The sequence below is a fragment of the Pseudomonas sp. NPDC087615 genome (genome assembly GCF_044743445.1).
GTDB classification, from domain to species: Bacteria; Pseudomonadota; Gammaproteobacteria; order Pseudomonadales; family Pseudomonadaceae; genus Aquipseudomonas; species Aquipseudomonas baetica_A.
Map to the genome: position 1 here is coordinate 176,497 of NZ_JBIUWM010000003.1, position 24,325 is coordinate 200,821.

23 protein-coding genes are annotated in these 24,325 nt (G+C 59.1%); 11 read left to right on the forward strand and 12 right to left on the reverse strand.

Features of this window, described 5'->3' with window-relative positions; translation table 11 throughout:
• Positions 1–15 precede the first annotated feature (15 nt).
• The 4 genes from ACIOU6_RS03370 to ACIOU6_RS03385 all read left to right on the forward strand — a co-directional run bounded on the left by ACIOU6_RS03370 (position 16) and on the right by ACIOU6_RS03385 (position 4,486).
• Positions 16–1,194: an MFS transporter gene (locus ACIOU6_RS03370; protein ID WP_401133810.1), complete on the forward strand. Its 1,179-nt coding sequence runs from the start codon at positions 16–18 to the stop codon at positions 1,192–1,194.
• Between the two features lie 155 nt (positions 1,195–1,349).
• On the forward strand, positions 1,350–2,036 hold the full coding sequence (locus ACIOU6_RS03375) for an HPP family protein (protein WP_221731695.1): 687 nt from the start codon (positions 1,350–1,352) through the stop codon (positions 2,034–2,036).
• Between the two features lie 188 nt (positions 2,037–2,224).
• Positions 2,225–3,331: an enoyl-CoA hydratase/isomerase family protein gene (locus ACIOU6_RS03380; RefSeq protein ID WP_221731694.1), complete on the forward strand. Its 1,107-nt coding sequence runs from the start codon at positions 2,225–2,227 to the stop codon at positions 3,329–3,331.
• A 3-nt stretch (positions 3,332–3,334) separates the two neighbouring features.
• Complete coding sequence (locus tag ACIOU6_RS03385) at positions 3,335–4,486, forward strand: acyl-CoA dehydrogenase family protein (RefSeq protein WP_401133813.1); 1,152 nt, start codon at positions 3,335–3,337, stop codon at positions 4,484–4,486.
• A gap of 154 nt (positions 4,487–4,640) precedes the next feature.
• Here ACIOU6_RS03385 and ACIOU6_RS03390 read toward each other — a convergent pair whose 3' ends face one another.
• From ACIOU6_RS03390 to ACIOU6_RS03415, 6 genes are all read right to left on the reverse strand, one after another.
• Positions 4,641–5,414, reverse strand: coding sequence for an enoyl-CoA hydratase (locus ACIOU6_RS03390; protein WP_401133815.1), 774 nt, complete (start codon positions 5,412–5,414; stop codon positions 4,641–4,643).
• A gap of 16 nt (positions 5,415–5,430) precedes the next feature.
• A complete protein-coding gene (locus ACIOU6_RS03395; RefSeq protein ID WP_401133817.1) occupies positions 5,431–6,558 on the reverse strand; it encodes an acyl-CoA dehydrogenase in 1,128 nt (375 codons plus the stop codon).
• 143 nt (positions 6,559–6,701) lie between these two features.
• Positions 6,702–7,895 carry an acetyl-CoA C-acyltransferase gene (locus ACIOU6_RS03400; RefSeq protein WP_401133819.1) on the reverse strand — a complete coding sequence of 398 codons (1,194 nt, stop codon included), beginning with the start codon at positions 7,893–7,895 and terminating at the stop codon, positions 6,702–6,704.
• A gap of 12 nt (positions 7,896–7,907) precedes the next feature.
• Complete coding sequence (locus tag ACIOU6_RS03405; protein WP_401133821.1) at positions 7,908–8,669, reverse strand: SDR family NAD(P)-dependent oxidoreductase; 762 nt, start codon at positions 8,667–8,669, stop codon at positions 7,908–7,910.
• Positions 8,670–8,685: 16 nt separating this feature from the next.
• Positions 8,686–10,350 (reverse strand): AMP-binding protein, encoded by a 1,665-nt coding sequence (locus ACIOU6_RS03410; RefSeq protein WP_221731688.1) that lies wholly within the window; start codon positions 10,348–10,350, stop codon positions 8,686–8,688.
• A gap of 263 nt (positions 10,351–10,613) precedes the next feature.
• Entirely contained in the window at positions 10,614–11,630 is a 1,017-nt protein-coding gene (locus ACIOU6_RS03415; RefSeq protein ID WP_221731687.1) for an AraC family transcriptional regulator, read from the reverse strand.
• Between the two features lie 223 nt (positions 11,631–11,853).
• Between ACIOU6_RS03415 and efeU the strand changes: the two genes are divergently transcribed.
• From efeU to efeO (ACIOU6_RS03435), 4 genes are read left to right on the forward strand one after another with little or no spacing between them, the layout of a single operon-like run.
• The gene (gene efeU, locus ACIOU6_RS03420) at positions 11,854–12,705 is read left to right on the forward strand and encodes an iron uptake transporter permease EfeU (protein WP_401133825.1); all 852 of its coding nucleotides are present in this window, start codon (positions 11,854–11,856) and stop codon (positions 12,703–12,705) included.
• A gap of 8 nt (positions 12,706–12,713) precedes the next feature.
• Complete coding sequence (gene efeO / locus ACIOU6_RS03425; protein ID WP_401133828.1) at positions 12,714–13,913, forward strand: iron uptake system protein EfeO; 1,200 nt, start codon at positions 12,714–12,716, stop codon at positions 13,911–13,913.
• Positions 13,914–13,930: 17 nt separating this feature from the next.
• Positions 13,931–15,229 carry an iron uptake transporter deferrochelatase/peroxidase subunit gene (gene efeB, locus ACIOU6_RS03430; RefSeq protein WP_221731684.1) on the forward strand — a complete coding sequence of 433 codons (1,299 nt, stop codon included), beginning with the start codon at positions 13,931–13,933 and terminating at the stop codon, positions 15,227–15,229.
• A gap of 26 nt (positions 15,230–15,255) precedes the next feature.
• Positions 15,256–16,080: an iron uptake system protein EfeO gene (efeO, locus tag ACIOU6_RS03435; RefSeq protein WP_221731683.1), complete on the forward strand. Its 825-nt coding sequence runs from the start codon at positions 15,256–15,258 to the stop codon at positions 16,078–16,080.
• 153 nt (positions 16,081–16,233) lie between these two features.
• Here the strand turns inward: efeO (ACIOU6_RS03435) and pssA are convergent, their stop codons facing one another.
• The gene (gene pssA, locus ACIOU6_RS03440; protein WP_221731682.1) at positions 16,234–17,577 is read right to left on the reverse strand and encodes a CDP-diacylglycerol--serine O-phosphatidyltransferase; all 1,344 of its coding nucleotides are present in this window, start codon (positions 17,575–17,577) and stop codon (positions 16,234–16,236) included.
• 206 nt (positions 17,578–17,783) lie between these two features.
• On the opposite strand from pssA, the gene ACIOU6_RS03445 reads away from it, so the two are divergent.
• The 3 genes from ACIOU6_RS03445 (at position 17,784) to ACIOU6_RS03455 (ending at position 19,844) form a co-directional block, all read left to right on the forward strand.
• Positions 17,784–18,347, forward strand: coding sequence for a TetR/AcrR family transcriptional regulator (locus tag ACIOU6_RS03445; protein WP_221731681.1), 564 nt, complete (start codon positions 17,784–17,786; stop codon positions 18,345–18,347).
• Positions 18,348–18,402: 55 nt separating this feature from the next.
• On the forward strand, positions 18,403–18,882 hold the full coding sequence (locus ACIOU6_RS03450) for a nuclear transport factor 2 family protein (protein WP_221731680.1): 480 nt from the start codon (positions 18,403–18,405) through the stop codon (positions 18,880–18,882).
• 182 nt (positions 18,883–19,064) lie between these two features.
• On the forward strand, positions 19,065–19,844 hold the full coding sequence (locus tag ACIOU6_RS03455) for a TSUP family transporter (protein ID WP_221731679.1): 780 nt from the start codon (positions 19,065–19,067) through the stop codon (positions 19,842–19,844).
• Here ACIOU6_RS03455 and nudC read toward each other — a convergent pair.
• The 5 genes from nudC to lpxO form a co-directional block, all read right to left on the reverse strand.
• Positions 19,812–20,642, reverse strand: a complete 831-nt coding sequence (nudC, locus tag ACIOU6_RS03460; RefSeq protein WP_221731678.1) for an NAD(+) diphosphatase — start codon at positions 20,640–20,642, stop codon at positions 19,812–19,814. The genes ACIOU6_RS03455 and nudC overlap by 33 nt on opposite strands.
• 6 nt (positions 20,643–20,648) lie before the next feature.
• Positions 20,649–21,461, reverse strand: coding sequence for a crotonase/enoyl-CoA hydratase family protein (locus tag ACIOU6_RS03465; RefSeq protein ID WP_221731677.1), 813 nt, complete (start codon positions 21,459–21,461; stop codon positions 20,649–20,651).
• 147 nt (positions 21,462–21,608) lie between these two features.
• Entirely contained in the window at positions 21,609–22,751 is a 1,143-nt protein-coding gene (locus ACIOU6_RS03470; protein WP_401133834.1) for a PQQ-dependent sugar dehydrogenase, read from the reverse strand.
• A gap of 52 nt (positions 22,752–22,803) precedes the next feature.
• Entirely contained in the window at positions 22,804–23,124 is a 321-nt protein-coding gene (locus ACIOU6_RS03475) for a hypothetical protein (protein WP_221731675.1), read from the reverse strand.
• Positions 23,125–23,378: 254 nt separating this feature from the next.
• Positions 23,379–24,278, reverse strand: a complete 900-nt coding sequence (gene lpxO / locus ACIOU6_RS03480; RefSeq protein WP_221731674.1) for a lipid A hydroxylase LpxO — start codon at positions 24,276–24,278, stop codon at positions 23,379–23,381.
• Between the last annotated feature and the right edge of the window lie 47 nt (positions 24,279–24,325).

Genomic DNA, 24,325 nt, shown 5'->3' on the forward strand with positions numbered 1-24,325 from the left:
GACATTGACCTCTTCATGGCCACCTACTCACGCCTCATCCGCCGGTTGATGATCAGCTCGCTGACCGTCGTCATCAGCCGCGCCCTGATCAGCCCGCTACTGACCCTGTTCCTAAGCAACAAACTGGGCCTCAACCCGCAGGATGTTGGTTTGCTGCTAGGCATCGCGGTGTTCAGTGCCACGCTGTTGTCGCTGTATGGCGGCTACATCATCGACCGGCTGGACAAGCGCCAATTGCTGATCCTGACCATGCTGTCCAGCGGTATCGGCCTTATCCTGCTGACCTTTGCGCAGAACCTGTATCTGGTCACGTTGGTGCTGATCATCAGTGAAACCGCCTCGGCGCTGTTCCTGATTTGCTCCAAGGCGATCCTCAGCGAAAACTTGCCGGTGGGTCAGCGGGTCAAGGCGTTTTCACTGACCTACACGCTGACCAATATCGGTTATGTCGTCGGCCCAATGATGGGTGTGGTGATTGCCGGTATCCAGCCGTCGGCCCCCTTCATCGTTGCCGGCATGATCGCCATTGGCAGCATTTTTTTGCTGCTCGGTGCCTCACGGGAGGCAAAACCGATATCAACGGTCGGCCAGCCACAAAGCTTTGTGAATACGCTGATCATCCTGAAGAACGACCGCACGATGATCCTGTTCACCCTCGGTTGTCTGCTCAGCACGCTGGTACACGGACGCTTCACCTTATACCTGTCTCAATATCTGCTGGTCACCCAAACGCAGCAACAGACCCTGGACACCATGGCCGCCCTGCTCGCCTGCAACGCAATCACGGTGATTTTGCTGCAATACCAGATCGGGCGCCTGCTCACCCGCGAGCACCTGCGCTTCTGGATTGCGGGGGGCACTGCATTGTTCATCGTTGGCCTGATCGGCTTCAGTCTGGCTGACAGCCTCGTCGGCTGGTGCGTGGCGATGTTCATCTTCACCCTCGGCGAGATGATCATTTACCCGGCGGATTTCCTCTTCGTCGACACCCTGGCCCCTGAAGAACTGCGCGGCAGTTACTACGGCGCACAGAACCTGGCGGCACTGGGCGGCGGTGCGAGCCCCGTAATGTGCGGGTTTCTGCTAATGCACACACCCGCGCCGAGCATGTTTTATGCCTTGAGCGCTCTGGCCGCATTAGGCGGTTACCTCTGTTACATCAGTGGTCGTCGTGTCGCTTCAGTGCAAAAATAATGCACTAAAACTGCATTAATATGAATTTGTCAGCATAGAGATTGATCGGCACACTGTGCGCGTTCCTCCCCCAATGTTGGAACAACTTCGAGGGCTTTCCGGATTGCCGGACAAGTCCTTTTTTTTGCCCGGATTTTTTACAGGATCGGTTTCACATGCTCGCTCGCTGGTTGCCCGCCGCCATCAACACCCGCCCCACCGAATGGAGCCGCGCCGCTATCGGCATGGCGTTGGGCACGTTGTTCAGCGTGTGGCTGTGTGCGCAGGTGTTTGGCCATGACGTGGCTTATCACCTGATCGGGCCGTTGGGTGCGTCGGCGGTGTTGCTGTTTGCCGTATCGTCCGGGGCGCTCGCCCAGCCGTGGTCGATCATCGGCGGTTATCTGTGCGCAGGTGGGGTGGCGATATTGGTTGCCCACGTACTCGGACGAACCCTTGGTAGCGCATGCCTGGCGGCGGGCATGGCGTTGATCCTGATGTGCTGGCTGCGGTGCCTGCACCCACCGGCCGGTGCGTTGGCACTCACCTTGGTGCTGGCCGATCCCGCCACCATCGCCATGGACTGGAAAGCCATGGCGCCCGCGATGCTCGGCGCGGCGAGCATGCTGCTCAGTGCGTTGGCCTACAACAACCTCACACGCATTCGCTATCCAAAACGCCCCGCCGAACTTGCGCCAGCGGTCGCCCCGGTCGACAGCCAGGCGATCACCGCCCAAGACCTGAAACGGGCACTGGCCGACATGGACGCGTTCATCGACGTCACGCCTGAGGATCTTGAACGGCTGATCCATGCCAGTGAACTGCATGCCAAACGTCGCAGTATTGGTGAAGTTTTCAGCTGACAGCCGCCTGCATCAATGTGGCGAAGGAGGCACCTCCCTCGCCACAACGGCAATCTTGTACCCAAGGCAAAAACGCAGACAGCCCCTGCACATATCCCCGTTGTACACGGCAAATTTGCACTGTTACGATCGACCAACGCTCGCGCGCGAGCTTCTCGAATAAAGACAATAAAAGCAGGGAGTTAGTGATGACTGCTCAGGCTTCATCCCCGAGGACTTTGTCCATGGATGCCACGCAAAACGAAGTGCTGGCCGAGGTTCGCAACCACATCGGTCACCTGACCCTCAACCGCCCCGCCGGCCTCAATGCCATCACCCTCGACATGGTTCGTCTGCTGCAACAGCAACTCGACGCCTGGGCCACGGACGCCAATGTCCACGCCGTGGTACTGCGCGGTGCCGGTGAAAAAGCCTTCTGCGCCGGTGGCGACATTCGTTCGCTGTACGACAGCTTCAAAAGCGGCGATAGGCTGCACGAAGATTTCTTCGTCGAGGAATATGCCCTCGACCTGACGATCCACCATTACCGCAAACCAGTGCTCGCGCTGATGGACGGTTTTGTCCTTGGCGGCGGCATGGGGCTGGTGCAAGGCGCCGATCTGCGGGTCGTCACTGAGAAGAGCCGTCTGGCGATGCCGGAAGTGGCCATCGGTTATTTCCCGGATGTAGGCGGTAGCTATTTCCTGTCGCGCATTCCCGGTGAGCTGGGGATTTATCTGGGCGTCAGCGGCGTGCAGATTCGCGCCGCTGATGCGCTGTATTGCGGGCTGGCCGACTGGTACGTCGACAGCGACAAACTGGCGACCCTCGATGAGCAACTCGATCATCTGCAATGGAGTGACACGCCGCTGAAGGATCTGCAGAACCAGCTCGCCAGAATGGGCGTACAAACCCTGCCCGATGCGTCATTGCAAAAGCTGCGACCGGTCATCGACCATTTTTTCGCCCTGCCGGATGTGCCGAGCATGGTCGAGCAACTGCGCGCTGTGACCGTGGCCGACAGCCACGAATGGGCGACCACTACGGCTGATCTGCTGGAAACCCGTTCGCCATTAGCCATGGCGGTCACCCTGGAAATGCTTCGTCGCGGCCGGCATCTGAGCCTGGAACATTGCTTTGCCCTCGAACTGCATTTGGATCGCCAGTGGTTCGCGCGCGGCGATTTGATCGAAGGCGTGCGCGCCCTGCTGATCGACAAAGACAAGACACCTCGCTGGAACCCCCCGACCCTCGCCGCGCTGGACGCTGCGCATGTCGCGAGTTTCTTCCACGGTTTTGATGAGAGCGGGAGCTGAGCCATGCACGATCTCGAACTGACTGAAGAACAAGTAATGATCCGCGACATGGCCCGGGACTTTGCCCGCGGCGAAATCGCGCCCCACGCACAAGCCTGGGAAAAGGCTGGCTGGATCGACGACGCTTTGGTGGCGAAAATGGGCGAACTGGGTCTGCTGGGCATGGTCGTCCCTGAAGAATGGGGCGGCACTTACGTCGACTATGTGGCGTATGCGTTGGCGGTCGAAGAAATCTCCGCAGGCGACGGTGCGACGGGCGCATTCATGAGCATTCACAACTCCGTCGGTTGCGGCCCGGTGCTCAACTACGGCAGCGAAGCCCAGAAGCAGACCTGGTTAGCGGATTTGGCCAGTGGTCAGGTCATCGGCTGCTTCTGCCTGACCGAACCCCAGGCCGGCTCCGAAGCGCACAACCTGCGCACTCGCGCCGAACTGCGTGATGGCCAGTGGGTGATCAACGGCGCCAAGCAATTCGTCAGCAACGGCAAACGGGCGAAACTGGCCATCGTGTTTGCGGTGACCGATCCGGATCTTGGCAAGAAAGGGATCTCGGCATTTCTGGTGCCGACTGAAACACCGGGGTTCATCGTGGATCGCACCGAACACAAAATGGGCATCCGCGCCTCCGACACTTGCGCGGTGACGCTGAGCAACTGCAGCATTCCAGAGGCCAACCTGCTCGGGGAACGCGGTAAGGGTCTGGCGATTGCCCTGTCCAACCTTGAAGGCGGACGCATCGGCATCGCCGCGCAGGCGCTCGGCATCGCCCGAGCAGCGTTTGAAGCGGCGCTGGCTTACTCGCGTGATCGGGTGCAGTTCGGTAAACCGATCAATGAGCACCAAAGCATCGCCAACCTGCTGGCCGACATGCACATGCAATTGAATGCGGCGCGATTGATGATCCTGCACGCGGCGCGGCTGCGCACGGCGGGCAAACCTTGCCTGTCAGAGGCTTCGCAGGCCAAATTGTTTGCTTCGGAAATGGCCGAGAAGGTCTGTTCGTCAGCGATTCAGATTCATGGCGGGTATGGGTATCTGGAGGACTATCCGGTCGAGAAGTACTACCGCGATGCACGGATTACCCAGATTTATGAAGGGTCGAGCGAGATTCAGCGGATGGTGATTGCCCGCGAACTGAAAAACTACCAGCTCTAACCCTGAAGGAGCTGTCGAGTGGAACGAGACTACGATCTTTTGATCTGGCCTCAAAAGCTTCGCGAGCAGGCTCGCTCCCACAGCAGATTTGCGTACAACGCAGAACCAATGTGGGAGCGAGCCTGCTCGCGAAGGCGTCAGCCGGGGCGACGCATCACTTACCGGTAAACTCCGGCGGCCGCTTGGCCACAAACGCCGCCATTCCTTCCTTCTGATCCTGCGTGGCAAACGCCGCATGGAATACGCGTCGCTCAAAACGCACACCTTCCGTCAGGTTGACCTCGAACGCTCGGTTGACACTTTCCTTGATCATCATCGCAATCGGCAGCGACTTGCTGGCGATCACGGCCGCCACCTTCAGCGCTTCATCCAGCAGTTCATCACTCGGCACGATCCGCGCGACGATGCCACAGCGCTCGGCCTCCACTGCATCAATCAAACGCCCGCTCAGGCACATTTCCATGGCCTTGGCTTTGCCCACGGCATGGGTCAGGCGCTGGGTGCCGCCCATGCCCGGCAGGACGCCGAGATTGATTTCCGGCTGACCGAATTTGGCGTTGTCGCCGGCCAGAATAAAGTCGCACATCAATGCCAGTTCACAGCCCCCGCCGAGGGCGAAGCCGTTGACCGCAGCGATGATTGGCTTGCGTCGATTGGCTACACGGTCGCTGTCGCTGAACAGATCGTCCATGTAGATCTGCGGATAGGTCAGCTCGGCCATTTCCTTGATGTCGGCACCGGCCGCGAAGGCTTTCTTCGAACCGGTGAGGACGATGCAACCAATGTTCGCGTCAGCTTCCAGCCCATCGAGCGCATGGTTCACTTCGCTGACCAGTTGCGCGTTCAGCGCGTTCAGCGCCTGCGGGCGGTTCAGGGTGATCAGGCCAACGCGGCCGTGGATTTCCAGCAGAATCGTTTCGTAAGTCATGAATAAAAATTCCTTCTCAAAGATTGCGCGAAATGACCATGCGCTGAATATCACTGGTGCCTTCGTAGATCTGGCAGACACGCACGTCGCGGTAAATGCGCTCCAGCGGGAAGTCGTTGAGGTAGCCGTAACCACCCAGGGTTTGCAATGCCATCGAGCAGACCTTCTCGGCCATTTCCGAGGCGAACAACTTGGCCATCGACGCCTCGACCAAGGCCGGTTGACCACTGTCACGCAGCGCGGCAGCGTAATGCACCATTTGCCGGGCAACGGCGATCTGGGTGGCCATGTCCGCGAGACGGAACGCCACGGCCTGATGCTCGATGATCGGCTTGCCGAAGGTGTCGCGCTCGCGGGCGTAATCGCGCGCGGCTTCGAACGCGGCGCGGGCCATGCCCACCGATTGCGAAGCAATGCCGACGCGCCCGCCCTCAAGGTTGGCCAAGGCGATCTTGTAGCCCTCGCCCTCCTCGCCCAAACGGTTCGCGACTGGGACTTTGACGTCTTCGAAGAGAATCTGGCAGGTGTCCGAAGCATGCTGGCCGAGCTTGTCTTCAACGCGGGCCACTTTGTAGCCCGGCGAATCGGTCGGCACGATAAGCGCGGTGATTCCGCGTTTTCCGGCACTCGGATCGGTCACCGCAAACACAATGACGACCCCGGCGTTTTGCCCGGACGTGATGAACTGTTTGCAGCCATTGAGCACGTAGTGATCACCTTCCAGGCGTGCACGGGTTTTCAGGCTGCTCGCATCGGAACCGGCTTGCGGCTCGGTCAGCGCGAACGCGCCGAGCATCGCGCCGCTGGCCAGCGGTTTGAGGAAGCGCTCGCGCTGATCGTCGTTGCCAAACTTGAGAATGGGCACGCACCCCACCGAGTTGTGCACGCTCATGATGGTCGAGCAGGCGCCGTCACCGGCCGCGATTTCTTCCAGGGCCATGGCATAGGCCAGGTAACCGGTGTCGCAACCGCCCCACTGCTCCGGCACTAGCATGCCGAAGAAGCCCAGTTCGGCCATTTCGCCGATGGCTTCCTTGGGAAACCGGTGTTCGCGATCCCACTCGGCGGCGAACGGTTTCAGCCGCTCCTCGGCAAACTGCCGGGCCATGTCGCGGATCTGGGTTTGGTCTTCGTTGGCAATCATGGTGAATCCTTAAATCCGGGGGTGACTACACAGAACCCTGTGGGAGGGGGCTTGCTCCCGAAAGCGGTGTGTCATTCAAAAGTGATCTGACTGACACGGCCACTTCGGGAGCAAGCCCCTCCCTCCGTTGGGAATGGTTGGCCTTAGTAGACGCATTCCACGGCCACGGCCGTCGCTTCGCCGCCGCCGATGCAAATTGCCGCGATACCGCGCTTGAGGTTTCTCTGGCGCAATGCCGACAGCAAGGTCACCAGAATCCGCGCGCCGGATGCACCGATCGGATGGCCCAAGGCACAGGCGCCGCCGTGCACGTTGAGTTTGTCGTGAGGAATTTCCAATTGAGTCATCGCCGCCATGCCGACCAAAGCAAACGCTTCGTTGACCTCGAACAGATCAACGTCGCCCAGCGACCAACCGGTTTTCTTGATCAATTTCTTGATCGCACCAATCGGCGCCACCGGGAACAGGCCCGGGGTGTCGGCGAACGCTGCGTGCCCATGAATGACGGCAAGCGGTTTCAAACCGAGTTTCTGCGCCTGCGACTGACGCATCAGCACCAGTGCAGCGGCGCCATCAGAGATCGAACTGGAGTTCGCCGCCGTCACCGTGCCGCCTTCGCGGAACGCAGGCTTCAGTGAGGCGATCTTGTCGAGTTTGGCTTTCGGCGGCTGCTCGTCATGGCTGATCAGCACCTGCTCTTTGCCGACGGTCACGGTCAGCGGAACGATTTCAGCTTTGAAGCTGCCGTCCTTGATCGCTTGCTGGGCGCGGGTGGTCGAAGCGATAGCGAACGCGTCCTGGGCTTCACGGCTAAAGTGATGGGTTTCGGCGCAATCTTCGGCGAAGGTGCCCATCAGCCGGCCTTTGTCGTAGGCATCTTCGAGCCCGTCGAGGAACATCGAATCAAGCACGCGGCCATGGCCCATGCGGTAACCGGCGCGGGCACGATCCAGCAGATAAGGCGAGTTGGACATGCTTTCCATGCCGCCGGCAATGACCACATCGGCGCTGCCAGCGACCAACATGTCGTGGGCGAGCATGGTGGTTTCCATGCCTGAGCCACACATTTTGTTGACCGTGGTGCAACGGGTCGATTTATCCAGCCCGGCGCCGAGTGCGGCCTGACGCGCAGGCGCCTGACCGAGACCAGCGGGCAATACGCAACCGAACAGCACTTCGTCGACCGAGTCGCTGGCAAGACCTGCACGCTCAACCGCAGCCTTGATCGCGGCAGCGCCGAGTTGCGGCGCGGTGAGGCTTTTCAGTTCGCCTTGAAAGCCGCCCATGGGGGTGCGGACAGCGCTGACGATGACAATCGGATCGTTGGAAATGGTCATGACAAATCCTCCTTACTTGGCGGCCATGCGCAAGGCACCGTCGAGACGGATCACCTCACCGTTGAGCATGCTGTTTTCGATGATATGCCGAACCAGTGCGGCGTACTCGGCAGGCTTGCCCAAGCGCGGTGGGAACGGCACGCCAGCAGCCAAGGAGTCGCGGACTTCCGGGGTCATGCCGGCCATCATCGGGGTTTCGAAAATGCCCGGTGCGATGGTCATCACACGAATGCCGAAGCGGGCCAGTTCACGGGCGGCCGGCAAGGTCAGGCTGGCGATGGCGCCTTTGGACGCCGAATAGGCGGCCTGACCGATCTGGCCATCGAATGCCGCCACCGAAGCGGTGTTGATGATCACGCCACGTTCGCCGTCAGCATTGGCTTTGCTTTCGGCAATCGCCGCAGCGGCCAGACGCAGCATATTGAAGCTGCCGATCAGGTTGACGTTGATCACCTGGGCAAAACTGGCCAGCGCATGCGGGCCGTTCTTGCCGAGGATCTTTTCGCCACGCACGATACCGGCGCAGTTGACCAGACCGTTCAGGCTGCCGAAGGCTTTGACGGTCGCCTTAACGGCGGCTTCGGCAGCATCTTCGTTGCTGATGTCGGCCACCACGCTGTGCGCACCGAGACGTTCGGCTTGCGCGGCAACCGCTTCGGCATTCATGTCCACCAGCATCACTTTGGCGCCTGCATTCACCAGCAGTTCAGCGGTGGCCGCACCCAGGCCCGACGCGCCGCCGGTGACGATAAAAACCTTGTTCTCGATCTGCATGACTGTTTCCTTGGATTCAAGCTGAAACGTTCTTCGCCGCGGCCTCTTGAGCCTTGGCGATTTCCTGGTTGCGCAAGATAAAGCGCTGTAATTTGCCGCTCGGGGTTTTGGGCAACTCACTGACAAATTCGATTTCACGCGGGTAGGAATGCGCGGCCAGACGCTTGCGTACATGTTGGCGCAGCTCTTCGGCCAACTCCGGCGCGGCGCGGTATTGCGCGCTGAGCACGACGAACGCTTTGACCAGTTCAGTGCGCTCCGGGTCGGGCTTGCCGACCACCGCCGCTTCGACCACGGACGGGTGTTCGATCAACGCACTTTCGACGTCGAACGGGCCGACGCGATAGCCAGAGGTAGTGATCACGTCGTCGCTGCGACCGACGAAACTGATGCTGCCGTCCGGGTTCCATTCCACGGTGTCGCCGCTCAGGTAGTAATCACCGACAAAGGCTTTGGTGGGCACACCTTCGTAACCGGCAAACCAGCACATCGGCGACTTGGGCCGGTCGACGGCGAGGATGCCAGGCTGGCCGACACCGAGTTCGTTGCACTGCTCATCAAGCACGACGATGCGATGACCCGGCGAGGTAAACCCGGCAGCGCCAACATGAACCGGGTGTTCGAGGCCGTGGTGATTGCACAGGACCATGCCCAGTTCGGTCTGGCCGTAATGGTCGTGTATGACCACGTCGAGGTTGTCGGCGAACCAGCGGATCACTTCCGGGTTCAGCGGCTCGCCCGCGCTGCTGACGATACGCAGTTTGCCCTTGATCGACTTGGCGAACTCGTCACCGCCGGCAATCAGCAAGCGATACGCCGTTGGCGAACCGGTGAGGTTGGTGATGCCGTACTTGTTGATCACCCTGCAGGTACTTTCTAGGGTAAACGGGCCGTCGTAGAAGGTGATCGGGTGGCCCATCGACATAGGGCCTGTGACGCCGTAATAGATGCCGTAGGCCCAGCCCGGATCGGCAACGTTCCAGAACGCATCTTCCGGGCGAAGATCCACGGCATCGCGAGTGTAGCTCTGGAACGCGACGATGGCTTTGAGCGGCACCGACAGCGCTTTCGACGGGCCGGTGGTGCCCGAGGTGAACATCAACAGGAACGGGTCTTCGCCAGTCAGCAGCACCGGTTCGCAGGCATTGGAATAATGGGCCAGTTCGGCCCAGAAACTGAAATCGCCCCGGACGATGCCTTGGCCTTTGGCGCCACTGACGGTGACCAGCGTCGGGCAGTCTGCAACTTCCGTGAGTTTCGGTCGGTTCACGGCGTCGGTGACCACGACTTTGGCGCCGGAGCTGTTCAGCCGATGTTCGAGGGCCTTGGGGCCGAACGCGGTAAACAGCGGTTGATACACCGCGCCGATACGCCAGGTGGCAAACACGGTGATGAGCAATTCGATGTTGCGTGGCAGCAGGCCGGCAACCTTGTCGCCCTTGCGCACGCCTTGGGCGAGAAGAAAATTGGCGAAACGCGCGGCTTTGTCCTGCAAGTCGCTGAAGGTGTAGGTCGCGCTCGCGCCGTCGCGGCCTTCCCAGAACAGCGCGATGCGCCCCGGCAATGCATGACGGTCGCAACATTCGACGCAGGCGTTGAGCGCCTCAAGCGTTCCGCTGAGCGCGGCATCGACGGTGTGCTGATAGTTGAACTGTTCGGTGGCAGACAAGTAATCGCGCATTGCCAGAATCCCTCTGTGTTTTTATTAGGCTGGGAACCGTAAACAACACAGGGATAGTCGCGCTGTGGTGGGCTTGGGGCAATGGTCAAAGCCATCAAAGTGGCTGACTGGTTTGGCCAAGCGCTGGTAAGTGTGCTGCCCGTTCCGGCCTCTTCGGGAGCCGCCTCCCACAGGGGAATGCATTTCAAGCTGAGGGAACTGATCTGAACTGTGGGAGGGGGCTTGCTCCCGAAGGCGCCGGGCCGGGCGACGGATGATCTGGATCAGACCGCCTCATTCAGGATCAACGTGCGATAGTGCCCCGGATTGGACCCCGACCACTTGCGAAACGCTTTGTAGAACGAACTGGCATCGGCAAACCCTAGCCGCGCTGCGATCTCGACAAAACTGATCGAAGGCTCCGCCAGCCACATAATCGCCAACTCCTTGCGCACACTGTCCTTGAGCCCCTGATACGTCTGCCCTTCCTCCGCCAGGCGTCGGCGCAAAGTTGAAGCCGACATGCACAATTGCTGCGCCAGCGCTTCGGTTTCAGGCCAACTCTCGGCGGGCAACTGACGCAAATCCTGTTTGATCCGACTGGCAAAGCTTTGTGGGTCGCGGTACTTCACCAGGATGTTGGCCGGCGCGTGGGCCAAGAAACGTTTCAATTCCTCAGCACTGCGTTTGATCGGCAGATCAAGGCAGTCGGCAGAGAAAATCATCCGTGTGCGAGGTCGGTCGAACCGCAGGTTTTCCGAAAACATCACCCGATAATCATCGGTGAAGTCCGGTTCCAGGCAGCGCAGTTCGATGGCCATGATCGGGATACGTCGACCGGCCAGCCAGCAGGCAACACCGTGGACGATCATCCAGTAGGTGAAATAGGTAAAGGCGCGGGCGGGTTCAGGTTCGTCTTCAAGCAAAACGATTTCCGCGAGGCTCTGCTGATGCACCAGTTGCGCGGGCAGACGTTCAAGCATCAGCGACAGAAATCCCAGGCCGCTGCTCAAACCGGCAGCAAGTGTCGGTTGCGCCATCGCGCTACGACAGAGGAACTCAAGGCTGCCTGACTTGAGCTTGCGCGGGTCCATGCCGAAAAACTCGTCATCGCCGCGCCGCGCCAGCAAGCGCCAGAGTTTGGCGTATTGCGAGGCTGGTACTCGGCCATCGCCTGCGTGCAGCAAGGCTGGAGCAATGCCGACCTTGTTCAAGACGTCTTCCGTGGCCACGCCCGGGGCACAGCTCTGCAGCAGTGCTTCACGCACCAATTGAACGGCGATGGTGTCTTTTTCCGACATGGAGCGAGGCAGACCTCGTTGTTTTTGACTGTGCGGCATCTTAACGCAGGACTTGAATTCAACACGAATCAACCGTGGTTGGGAGCAGCCTGCTCCCAGATATCTGCGCAGCACAAAAATCAGGGTTGTTCAGCTAACGTTCAGGTTTTTGCCAATAGGTTTCATTTGCGAATGAGTGTCATTATGTTACAAATTGACATCTTCTCTTACAACACGGTGCCGAATGCTCGTTCCCTTCCTGATCATGCTGCGCGAAGGCATTGAAGCCGCACTGATCGTTGGCATCATCGCCAGCTACCTGCAACAGACCGGCCGTGGCCAATGGATGCCCGCCGTGTGGATCGGTGTATTTCTCGCCGCCGCGCTAGCCCTGCTGGTGGGTGGCGGGCTGGAACTGGTCAGTGCCGAGTTCCCGCAAAAGCAGCAGGAATTGTTCGAAGGCGTGGTCGGCCTCGTGGCCGTGGGGATTCTAAGCGCCATGGTGTTCTGGATGCGCAAGGTTGCGCGCTCGATCAAACATTCGCTGCACGCCTCGCTGGACGAAGCCCTGGCCTCTTCCAGACACCAGGTCATCGCGCTGATCGCCATGGTGTTTTTCGCCGTGGCCCGCGAAGGTCTGGAAACGGTGTTCTTCCTGCTCGCGGTGTTCCAACAAAGCGAAGGTTCCGGCGCGCCGATTGGCGCCCTGCTCGGCCTGATTCTGGCCATCGTTGTCGGGTTCCTGATCTACAGCGGCAGCATGCGCCTCAACCTTTCTGTGTTTTTTAAGTGGACCGGGCTGTTCATTCTCGTCGTCGCTGCGGGGATTCTCGCCAACTCGGTGCAGGCGCTGCATGAAGCCGGGCTGTGGAATCACCTGCAAACCGTACTTTTTGACTTCAGCGCGACGCTGCCGGTGGACGGGCCGCTGGGTTCAGTGCTGGCCGGCATGTTCGGTTATCAGGACACACCAACCATCAGCACCCTTGGTGCCTGGCTGATTTATCTGGTGGTAGCGCTGGCGATGTTCTTCATGCCGGCACCGCTCGCCACCTCGGCAACAGCCGCCAGATCGTCTTCCGTTTCCAGCCAATAAGGGCATCCATGTCAAAGCCTATGTCTCCCCAGGCCTCGCCTCCCCGCGCCTTGCGTTGGGCGGTGGCCGGCTCGGTGATCGTGATGGTCGCCGCCGGTGGCCTATTCTATTACGCCTCGCAATTGGCGGCGGCCAAGCGACAGCACAACCTCAACGAAGTGGTGATCAACATTCATCCGGGCAACTGCGAGCCCAATGAGTTGAGCGTACCGGCCGGCCGCGCCAGTTTCCGCATCGTCAACCGCTCCGAGCGGTCAGTGGAATGGGAAATCCTCGACGGCGTGCTGGTGGTCGAGGAGCGCGAGAATATTGCGCCGGGCCTGAGTCAGGTGATCAACGCCAACCTGCAACCCGGCGACTACGCAATCACTTGTGGCCTGCTGAGTAATCCGCGCGGCACTTTGCACGTAACGCCGACCGCCGCTTCTGACGCCGCCGCCAAGGCCAAGCCGTCGATGGTCGCTTTCGTCGGGCCGTTGTCGGAGTTCCGCGTGTATCTGGCCAGCCAGGGCAGCGCACTGATCAAAGCTGTCACCGCACTGGACCAGGCAATTGACAGCGGCGACTTGAGTCAGGCTCAGGCGCTGTATCTGCCAGCGCGCACCGCGTATCAACGTCTGGCCCCGGCCGCTCAGCGTCTGGCCGAACTGGATAACAGCATCAACGCGCGCGCCGATTACTTCGAAAAACGCGAGCAGGATCCAGCCTTCGTCGGTTTCCATCGCATCGAATACGGCCTGTTCCAGCAACGCAAACTCGACGAACTGGCGCCCGTTGCGCAACGCCTGCTGAGCGACGTCACCGCGCTCAAACAGCAATTGCTGGCGCAAACCTTGCCGCCGGAGCAGTTGGTAAACATCGTCGTGCGCAACCTCAACACACTGGCTGACGTGCGTGCTGCCAGCGGTGAAGAGGAACGCTACAGCCACAGCGACCTCAACGGTTTTGCCGCGAACCTGCAAACCGCACACAAAGTCGTGGACCTGCTGCGACCGATGCTGAGCAAGTCTGCTGCCGATCTGTTACCGAAAGTCGACAAGGCTCTGGCGGACTTCGATACCGAACTCAACACCTACAAGATCAAGGACGGCTACGCCCGCTACGACACGGTCAGCGGCGAACAACGCAAACAGATTGCCGACAAGGCTCAGGCTCTGGCCAACGCGCTTGATGGCATCGATCCCGCCCTCGGCCTCTCCGGCCTGTAAGCAGAAGACGAGTACCGATGAAAGATTCAGAACAACTCAACCTGCAACGTCGCCGTGTCCTGATGGGCATGGGTGCCGCGGGTGTCGCACTGGCCGGATCGGCCTTGAGCTGCCCGGCTATGGCCGCCGCAACGGCACAAGTCACCGAAGCCCCGAGTAGCGAAAAGACTGAAGACCGCCACGACTTCCACGGCATGCACCAGACCGGCATCGTCACCCCGCGCCCGGCGTCGGGCATGCTGGTGTCGTTCGATGTACTGGCCAGTGATCGCGAAGACCTCGAACGACTGTTTCGCACCCTCAACGAGCGCATCGCCTTCCTGATGAAGGGCGGCCCCGTGGCACAGATTGACCCGAAACTGCCGCCACCGGATTCCGGCATCCTCGGCCCAGTGGTCACCCCGGACAACCTGACCATCACCGTTTCAGTGGGTGAGTCGCTGTTCGATGAGCGCTTCGGCCTAGCCGACGCCAAACCCAAGCGTCTGATCCGCATGGTCGGTTTCCCCAACGATGCACTGGACGCCGACTGCTGCCACGGCGACTTGAGCCTGCAGTTTTGCGCCAACACCGCCGACACCAACATCCACGCCCTGCGCGACATTGTGAAAAGCCTGCCGGACCTGCTGCTGGTGCGCTGGAAACAGGAAGGCAGCGTACCGCCACAAGCCCCTGCCAAACCCGGTGTGCCGGCGCAGTCGGCGCGCAACTTCCTTGGCTTCCGTGATGGCTCAGCCAACCCCGATTCCAACGACGGCAAAGCGATGGACCGCGTGGTCTGGGTGCAGCCGGACAGCGATGAACCCGCTTGGGCCGCCCATGGCAGTTATCAAGCAGTGCGGATCATCCGCAACTTCGTCGAGCGCTGGGATCGCACGCCATTGCAGGAACAGGAAAGCATCATCGGTCGGGTCAAAACCACTGGCGCGCCGATGGGTGCCCAGCATGAGACCGAAGTCCCGGATTACAGCAAAGACCCGGCCGGCAAGTTGACCAAACTCGACGCGCACATCCGCCTGGCTAACCCGCGTACCGCTGCGAGCCAAGCCAACCTGATCCTGCGCCGGCCGTTCAACTATTCCAACGGGGTAAACAAGAACGGGCAACTCGACATGGGGTTGCTGTTCATCTGCTACCAGGCCGACCTGGAGAAAGGCTTTATCACCGTGCAGACCCGCCTCAACGGCGAACCGCTTGAGGAATACCTAAAACCCGTCGGGGGCGGTTACTTCTTCACCCTTGCGGGCGTTACGGGCGACAAGGACTTCATCGGTCGCTCGCTGCTTGACGCCACACAACCGAAAACCGCTGCCTAAAACAATCAAGACACTGGAGCCGCCCCATGAAAAAGACGCCACTCGCGCTATTACTTGCCCTTGGCTTGCTCAACACCCCACTGTCGGCTTTCGCAGCGACCGCTCCGCTGGATCTGGTCGGGCCGGTTTCGGACTACAAGATCTACGTCACCGAACAACTCGATGAACTGGCCAACCACACTCAGCAATTCACCGATGCGGTGAAGAAAGGCGACCTGGCGACTGCGCAGAAGCTCTATGCACCGACCCGCGTTTACTACGAGTCGATCGAACCGATTGCCGAGCTGTTCAGTGACCTTGATGCGTCTATCGATTCGCGTGTCGACGACCACGAAAAAGGCGTGAAAGCGGAAGATTTCACCGGTTTCCATCGCATCGAATATTCGCTGTTTTCGCAAAAGAGCACCCAAGGTCTGGATACTTTGGCGGATGGTTTGAACAAAGACGTCAAAGACCTGCAAAGCCGCGTGGCCGGGCTGACCTTCCCGCCTGAGAAGGTGGTGGGTGGTGCAGCAGCGCTACTTGAGGAAGTCGCCGCGACCAAGATAACCGGAGAAGAAGATCGTTACAGTCACACCGACCTGTACGACTTCCAGGGCAACATCGACGGCGCGAAGAAAATCGTTGATTTGTTCCGTCCGCAGATTGAGAAGCAAGACAAGGCTTTCGTCGCCAAAGTGGACAAGAACTTCGCCTCCGTGGACAAGGTGCTGGCCAAGTACAAGACCACGGACGGTGGTTTCGAGACGTATGACAAGGTGAAGGATAACGACCGCAAAGCGCTGGTCGGGCCGGTGAATACCTTGGCTGAAGACCTGTCGACCTTACGTGGAAAGCTGGGTCTGAACTGAGTTTTTTATAGCGTTTGATTCGGCCCCTTCGCGAGCAAGCCCGCCCCCACATTGGAGCTGTGTCAATCACCACATTTGTGGTCAACACAGCCCTCTTGTGGGAGCGGGCTTACTCGCGAAAGCGGTTGTAGCCGCACCGAATCACTTGAAGCCTTACAAAATCCGGTAGAGCAACCGCTCAATCCGCACCCGGCTCACGCGCTTGAGAAACTTCGCCACCCCGCTCGGATACTCCGGCAAGGTTTCCAGATTCTGGAAACTCTCGATACGCGTGGTGTGGCGGAATATCTGCTCCAACTCCTTCGCGCGCGGCTCCAGCCACTCGCCTTGCTGATCATCAATCAACAGCGCGTTTTCAAGATCCAGACGGAACGCCCGTGGATTGAGGTTGTTGCCGGTCAGCAGCGTATAGCGCTGATCGATCCACATGCCCTTGAGGTGATAGGTGTTGTCACCGTCACGCCACAGGTGCAGGTTCAACTGGCCGCTGTCGATGTTGCGCTGATGCCGTTTGGCGAAGCGGCGCAAGCTGATCTCGTACAAGTATGGCAACGCCGCGATGATCTTGAACGGCTCGCTTGGCGGGATGTAAAAGTCGTTGGCGGTCTTGTCGCCCACCACGATGTCGATCTTCACGCCGCGAGCCAGCGCACGGTTGACCTCACGGATCACGCCCAACGGCAGGTTGAAGTACGGCGTGCAGATGGTCAGTTGCGTTTGCGCGCTGGCGATCAACTCGAGAATCACCCGGTTCAGCGGGTTGTTCTTGCCGACGCCAAGCAACGGGCTGACCGATAGGCCGGTGTGCGCCGTGCTGCCGGCGCTGGTGTCGTATGCCGCGTATTTGAGTCGACTGCGCAGATCGCCAATATAGTTGCGCAGGCTACGGGTGGTCGGCAGGTTCGGCAAATCAAGACGGTGCACCGCTTTGGATTCGATCAGGCCATGCTTGACCAGATGATGCATCGAATCCGCCAGCTCAGGGCTGTGCAGGACGTGATAGCGGTCGAAACGGTACTTGTCGAACTTGTGCAGATAAACGTTGTTCAGGCTCGCACCGCTGTAGACCACGCAATCGTCGATCACGAAGCCCTTCAAATGCAACACGCCAAACAATTCGCGGGTCTGCACCGGCACACCGTAAACCGGCACTTCGCTCTGATGGGTGCGGGTCATCTCCTGATACCACGCCGAGTTACCCGGCTGCTTGCCGGCACCGATCAACCCGCGCTGGGCGCGCAACCAGTCAACCACCACTGCAATTTCAAGCTCGGGACGCTTGAGTTTGGCGGCGTGCAAGGCATCGAGTATTTCCTGACCGGCTTCGTCTTGCTGCAAATAAAGCGCGACGATGACGATGCGCTGGGTCGCCTCGGCGATTTTTTCCAGCAGGCAACGACGGAACTCGGCGGCACCGGACAGAATGGTCACGGCCTCGGCGGTCAGCGGAAAGCTGCGCAATTTAGGCAGCAGAGAACGTTTGAAAAGCAACGGCATAGGGCTCGCAATGGGTCGAATCCGAAGAACCCGGGAGCTTACACCATCGACTCGTTCGGGTCTTGTTACTGGGTGCAATAACCCCTTCGTGAGCAAGCGCACTCCCTCCCTTGAAAGGCGACCCACTGCAAGAGCGGGCTTGCTCGAAAACGCCCTCCTGAAATCAGCGCTTGACCAAGAAGAATGATCGTTCTACTGTTTGCTGCATGAACTCAATCACTGACACATCGACACGCGACATCATTCTGGATGTCACCGAAAAGCTGATCTATAAAAGTGGCATTGCAGCCACGGGCATGGATCTTCTGGTGAAAACCGCCGGTGTCTCCAGAAAAAGTATCTACCGCTACTTCGCCAACAAAGAGGATCTGACCGTCACCGCCCTGCAACGCCGTGACGTGCGCTGGATGCACTGGTACCGAAACGCAGTCGATCAGGCCGAAACTCCAGCCGATCGCTTGCTCAACCTGTTTACCGTGCTCAAGGGCTGGTTCGTTTCGGAAGGTTTCCGCGGCTGTGCGTTCATCAATACCAGCGGCGAAACCGGCGACCCACAGGACCCGGTGCGCCAGGTCGCCAAAGACCACAAACAGAAGCTGCTCGACTATGTGTGCGAGCTATGTACCGAACATGGCGCCAAGGATCCGCAACTGCTGGCCAAACAGATGCTGATCCTGATTGACGGCGCCATTACCGTAGCGCTTGTGATGGGTGACCACAGTGCCGCCGATAATGCGCAATGCATGGCGCGAAAGTTGTTGGACCTGTAACACCTTAATAAGCCAGGCAAGTTGTTTAAACGTTGAATTTATCGGGAGATTGAACATGTCTACAGCAGCTCAGGTGCGTCCACCATTGCCACCCTTCAACCGTGAATCGGCGATCGAGAAAGTTCGTTTGGCCGAAGACGGCTGGAACTCTCGCGATCCGGAAAAGGTCTCGCAGGCTTATACACTCGACACTCAATGGCGTAACCGCGCCGAATTTGCTCACAATCGCGAAGAAGCCAAGGCGTTCCTGACTCGCAAATGGGCCAAGGAACTGGATTACCGTTTGATCAAGGAACTCTGGGCCTACTCTGACACGCGCATTGCCGTGCGCTACGCCTACGAATGGCATGACGATTCGGGTAACTGGTTCCGGTCTTACGGCAACGAAAACTGGGAGTTCGATGAGAATGGTTTGATGTTCCAGCGCTATGCCTGCATCAACGACATGCCGATCAAGGAAAGCGAGCGCAAATTTCACTGGCCGCTGGGCCGGCGCCCGGATGATCATCCTGGGCTGTCTGATCTTGGTTTGTAATCTCACGAAGAACGCGATGTGGGAGTGAGCCTGCTCACGAAGGCGTCTTGTCAGCCAGAATTTCTGTCGCTGACACACCGCTTTCGCGAGCAGGCTAGCGGCTCGCGGCAACACTTGGAAATGAGTAACATGGCGATCCTCCCCGCAGCATAGAGCTGCACCCTGCCTAATAAGCCGACTCCATGCCTTTTGAACTCAGCGTTGACCTCACCACTCTGGCCATTCTGGCCATCGTCGCTTTCATCGCCGGATTCATCGATGCCATCGCTGGCGGTGGCGGCTTGTTGACCACGCCCGCCCTGCTGACGGCCGGCCTGCCGCCGCATCTGGTGCTGGGCACCAACAAACTCAGTTCGACCTTCGGCTCGGCCACCGCCAGTTTCACCTTCTACCGACGCAAACTGTTTCATCCAAGACAGTGGGTGCACGCGATTGTTGGCACATTGGTCGGCGCGCTGGCGGGCGCCATCGTCGCCCATTACCTGCCCGCGGAATGGCTGAACAAAATGCTCCCGGTGATCGTCTTCGCCTGCGGCTTGTACCTGTTATTCGGCGGCACACCAAAAGCGCCGCTGGACAGCGACGCACCGATCAAAAAGAAATGGCAATCAACCCAAGGCTTCAGCCTTGGTTTCTACGACGGTGTGGCCGGCCCCGGCACGGGTGCGTTCTGGACCGTCAGCAGCTTGCTGCTCTACCCTATCGACCTGGTCAAGGCCAGCGGAGTGGCACGCAGCATGAACTTCGTCAGCAACATTGCGGCGCTGTCGGTGTTCGTGTTTTCCGGGCAGGTGGACTGGATCATCGGCCTGAGCATGGGCCTGTCGGTGATGGTCGGCGCGTTCTTTGGCGCACGCACCGCGATCAGCGGCGGCGCCAAATTCATTCGCCCGGTGTTCATCACCGTGGTATTGGGGTTGACCGTACGCCTAGCCTGGCAGCACTGGTTCAGCGTGGCCTAAGCGCCGCGCCACGTAGACGTCAATCAGGTAACGAGCAATCGATTTTGACGCCGGTAACGGCGGCAGATCATGCACGTTGAACCACTGGGCGTCTTCGATTTCGTCTTCCTGACAGACAATTTCACCGCCGGCGTATTCGGCGTGAAACCCCAGCATCATCGAGTGCGGGAACGGCCAGCACTGGCTGCCCAGATACTCAATGTTCTTCACCTCGATCTGCACTTCTTCACGCACTTCGCGAATCAGACAATCTTCGGCCGACTCACCCGGTTCGGCAAAACCTGCCAGCGTGCTGTAAACCCCGGTGACAAAGCGTGGTGAACGGGCCAGCAGAATCTCGTCGCCACGGGTAATCAGTACGATCATGCTCGGCGAAATGCGCGGATAACTGCGCAGATCACACGACTGGCAATACATCGCACGTTCACGTGGCACCTGCGTCATCGCTTGCCCGCAATTGCCGCAGAAGCGATGTTCTCGGGCCCAGGTGCCGATCTGCGCGGCGTAGCCCAAGACTTTATAGATCGTGTGATCGCCATCGAGCATGAACGCCCGCAGACCTTTCCAGTTGCAACCCGGTACCTCGCTGGCACTGCGTAATTCCAGCAGGTACACCGGCTCGCCATCGAGATGGCCAATGCCATGTTCGGCGAGGATCGACAGGTCCTGACGCTTGATCCATTCCCGGGGGAATAGTGCGCCGTTGTCATCGAACAGAAAGCCTTCGGGGCTGCGCGCCACCGCCCAACCGCCGGGTTGATCAGTGTCCAGTACTGCAGTGGTCCAGCGAGATGTCATGGTTTCTCAATCCAGAAATTCGGGTTTCTGTTTGCTCATATGGGCGGCCATGGCCACGCGCAAATCGGTGGATTGCAACATGGCGGCGTTCCAGGTGGCAACGTATTCGAGACCGTCGTCGATGCGATGGTCGCGCATGTAGCTGATCATTTCTTTAGTGCCAGTGACCGCGATAGGCGACTTGGAAGCGATGTCGCGGGCGATATCGAAAACGCCTTCGAGCAGCACATCCTTATCGCTGTAAACACGATTGACCAGACCGATGTTGCGCGCTTCTTCAGCGCCGAATGTGCGACCGGTGTAAGCCAGCTCACGCAGCATGCCGTCTCCGATGATCCGCGGCAACCGTTGCAATGTGCCAACATCAGCGGCCATGCCGATATCGATTTCCTTGATCGAGAATTGCGCGTCTTCGGCGGCGTAGCGCATGTCGCACGCGGCGATCAGATCAATCGCGCCGCCCAGGCAGTACCCCTGAATGGCTGCCAGCACTGGTTTGCGGCAGTTGTCGACGGCGTTGAACGAGGCTTGCAGGGTCAGGATCTTGCGCCGCAGCAGGCGCGCATTGCGACCGACGTCCTTGCCCAATTCATTGGCGACGCCGGCGAGCATCATCAGGTCGATGCCGGAGGAAAAGTGTTTGCCATTACCGCTGAGCACCACCACGCGCACTTCGTCTGTGTCGTCGATCCACTGGAAAATCTCGACGATCTCGCTCCAGAAAGCGGCGTTCATCGAGTTGATTTTTTCCGGACGGTTGATCTGCACATGAGCGATATTGTTGGCCAGTTCGACACTGAAGGCGGTGTATTGAGACATGGCAGTGATCCTTTACCGGGCTGAAAATGAAGCCAGAACTATAACAAGGCATCGCGGTGGCGGTTCGGCCAAATGCGGGACTGAGTTGAGTTCTGCGGCCTCTGCGCCGGTGTGTGGCGAGGGAACAGGCTCCCTCGCCACAGCGGGTTACTTCAGACCGATTCTGTACAGCGAACCATTCTCCTCGTCCGTCAACACGTACAGGTAGCCATCCGGCCCTTGCCGTACGTCACGGATGCGCTGCTTGAGTTCGCCGAGCAAGCGCTCCTCATGCACCACCTTGTCGCCATCAAACTGCAGGCGAATCAGCTCCTGTGTCGCCAGCGCGCCGATAAACGCGTTGTGCTGCCACGGTTTAAAACGGTCGCTGTCGTAAAACGCCATCCCCGATACGCCTGGCGACTTCTCCCACACATGATGCGGCGCGATCGTGCCTTCAGCGGTTTTACCCTGAGCTTCCGGGATCGGCTGCATGGAATAGTTAATGCCGTGAGTCGCCAGTGGCCAACCGTAGTTTTTCCCCCGCTCGATGATGTTGATCTCATCACCTCCGCGCGGCCCGTGTTCATTCTCCCAAAGCGTGCCGGTCCACGGATTGAGTGCTGCGCCCTGTGGATTGCGCTGGCCGTACGACCAGATCTCGGGCCGCACGCCAGACTGACCCACGAATGGATTGTCGTCCGGTACTTTGCCGTCGGGGTAGATACGTACGACTTTGCCTTGCAGCTTGTCGAGATCCTGCGCGGTGGGCCGGTCGTTGTTTTCGCCCAGGGTGATGAACAGATAACCCTCGCGATCAAACACCAGTCGTGAACCGAAATGGTTGCCGACAGAGAGTTTCGGCTCTTGGCGGAAGATCACTTTAAAGTCCTTCAACGTTTTCAGGTCGTCCGACAGTCGCCCACGCCCTACGGCCGTCCCGGCCTTGTCCCCGACGCCGCCGCTTTCGGCGTACGACAGGTAAATCAGCCGGTCCTGTTTAAAATCTGGTGACAGCACGACATCCAGCAAACCGCCCTGCCCCTTGGCCCAGACCTTCGGTACGCCGCTGATAGGCGCAGACAATTGACCCTCTGTACCGACCACCCGCAGGTTGCCCGGTCGCTCGGTCACCAGCATGCCTCCGCGATCCGGCAGAAAGGCCAGCGCCCACGGATGCTCGAGTCCTTGGGTAATCGTGGTGACTTCGAGGGTGCCCTGCTCGCTTTGCAATTCTTGGGTAGCGGCCAAGACCGGAGCACTGATCAGTGCGCTGACGCACAGGCTGGCCAGGAGGGTTTTACGCAACATGCACGAGTCCTTTTGTTCGGTTCAGACGCTGGCAAAACAGCAGTCCTGCCGTTCAGCGGTGACTGCCGGAATCCCGCGAGGGAGGGTTGGGAATGAACGTGGGCGACTGACTTGGCGACGAGCGAATCGGCTGGCCGTTGCCAATACCACGATTCTCGACCGTGGGCGGACGTGGCGTCGGTAGGGTGTTTGGCCCTCGCATTGGCGGGGCGCTGGGCTGCGTGCCCTGCATGCTGTTTGGGTTGGCCCGGCGGATTGGGCTGTTGTAGGGGTTGTTGCTGTTGCCGGTAGGGCTTTGCGCCAGCACGACATCCGCATGAACCAGACCGCTACTGAGTGTCATGACGGCGATGCCAAGCATAATTCGGTTCATGGGGTGGCCTCTCGATGGGCATGGAATAAAGCCTTCGAGTCCACGCTACGCCCAGGGTTCGGATTTGTTAACCCATGGCCTTTAAACAACATGTAACACGGCTTGACCAACCCCCCGGAAGCCGCCAAATGGCGGGAAAGTTTCGCCCTGAGTCGCAGGCCACCTGAAGATCACCCGGATAAATCAGCCTGGCTCTTACACTCGGCAAAGACGCAGGCTTGCTCGCGAAGGCGTCGGTGGCCGCTCTATATTCATCAGATCAAGATGAAGACAGCCAGCAAACCACCGAAAATCGCCCACTTTTCCATGTAGTACCGCTTGCGATTGCGCTTTTTCAGCTCTTTGCCGCGCAAACGAATCTTGTAGATTTTGGTAAACAACCGGTTGATCCCGCCAGTACGGTCACCCGCATCATTCGGCGCACCCGCTGCCGACATCACAGTGCGGCTAAACCAGCCATTGAACGCTGCGGCCCATTGATACTTCAGCGGCCGCTCGATATCACAGAAGAGGATGATCCGGTTCTGGTCGGTCTTGTTTTCAGCATAGTGAATGAACGTTTCGTCGAACATCACCGCTTCGCCATCGCGCCAATGATAGTTCTCGCCGTCGACATTGATATAGCAACCCTCATCGTTCGGCGTTTCAAGGCCCAAGTGATAACGATAAGAACCGGCATAAGGATCACGGTGGCGCACCAGTTTCGATCCCGGCGGTAACTGGGCGAACATCGCTGCCTTGATCGAGCCGATACTCTGTACCAGCTCGGTCGTTCGTGGGCACAACTTCATCGCCGACGGGTGGCTGTCGCCGTACCACTTCAGGTAGAACCGCTTCCAGCCGGTTTTGAAGAACGAGTTGAAACCCACATCGTTGTATTGATCGGAACGTTTGATCTCGCCAGCTTGCAGCAGATTCTGCCCTTCTTCGCGGATCTCCTTCCAATGGGCTTGCAATGGGCTCAGATCAGGAAAGTCTGCCGGATCAAGGTAAGGCTTGTTCGGCTTCTTCGAGAACAGATAGAGGAAGCAATTGATCGGCGCGAGAAACGTCGAGTGATCACTCAGTTGCCGGCCCAGTTTGTGGCGCACGCGGCCACGCAAGTGAACGTATGCAATGGAAATGACATAAATAGCAGCAATGATGAGTTTCACGAAAAATCGTCACACGTCAGAAGTGAACAAACTGCGCGCACCCGGGA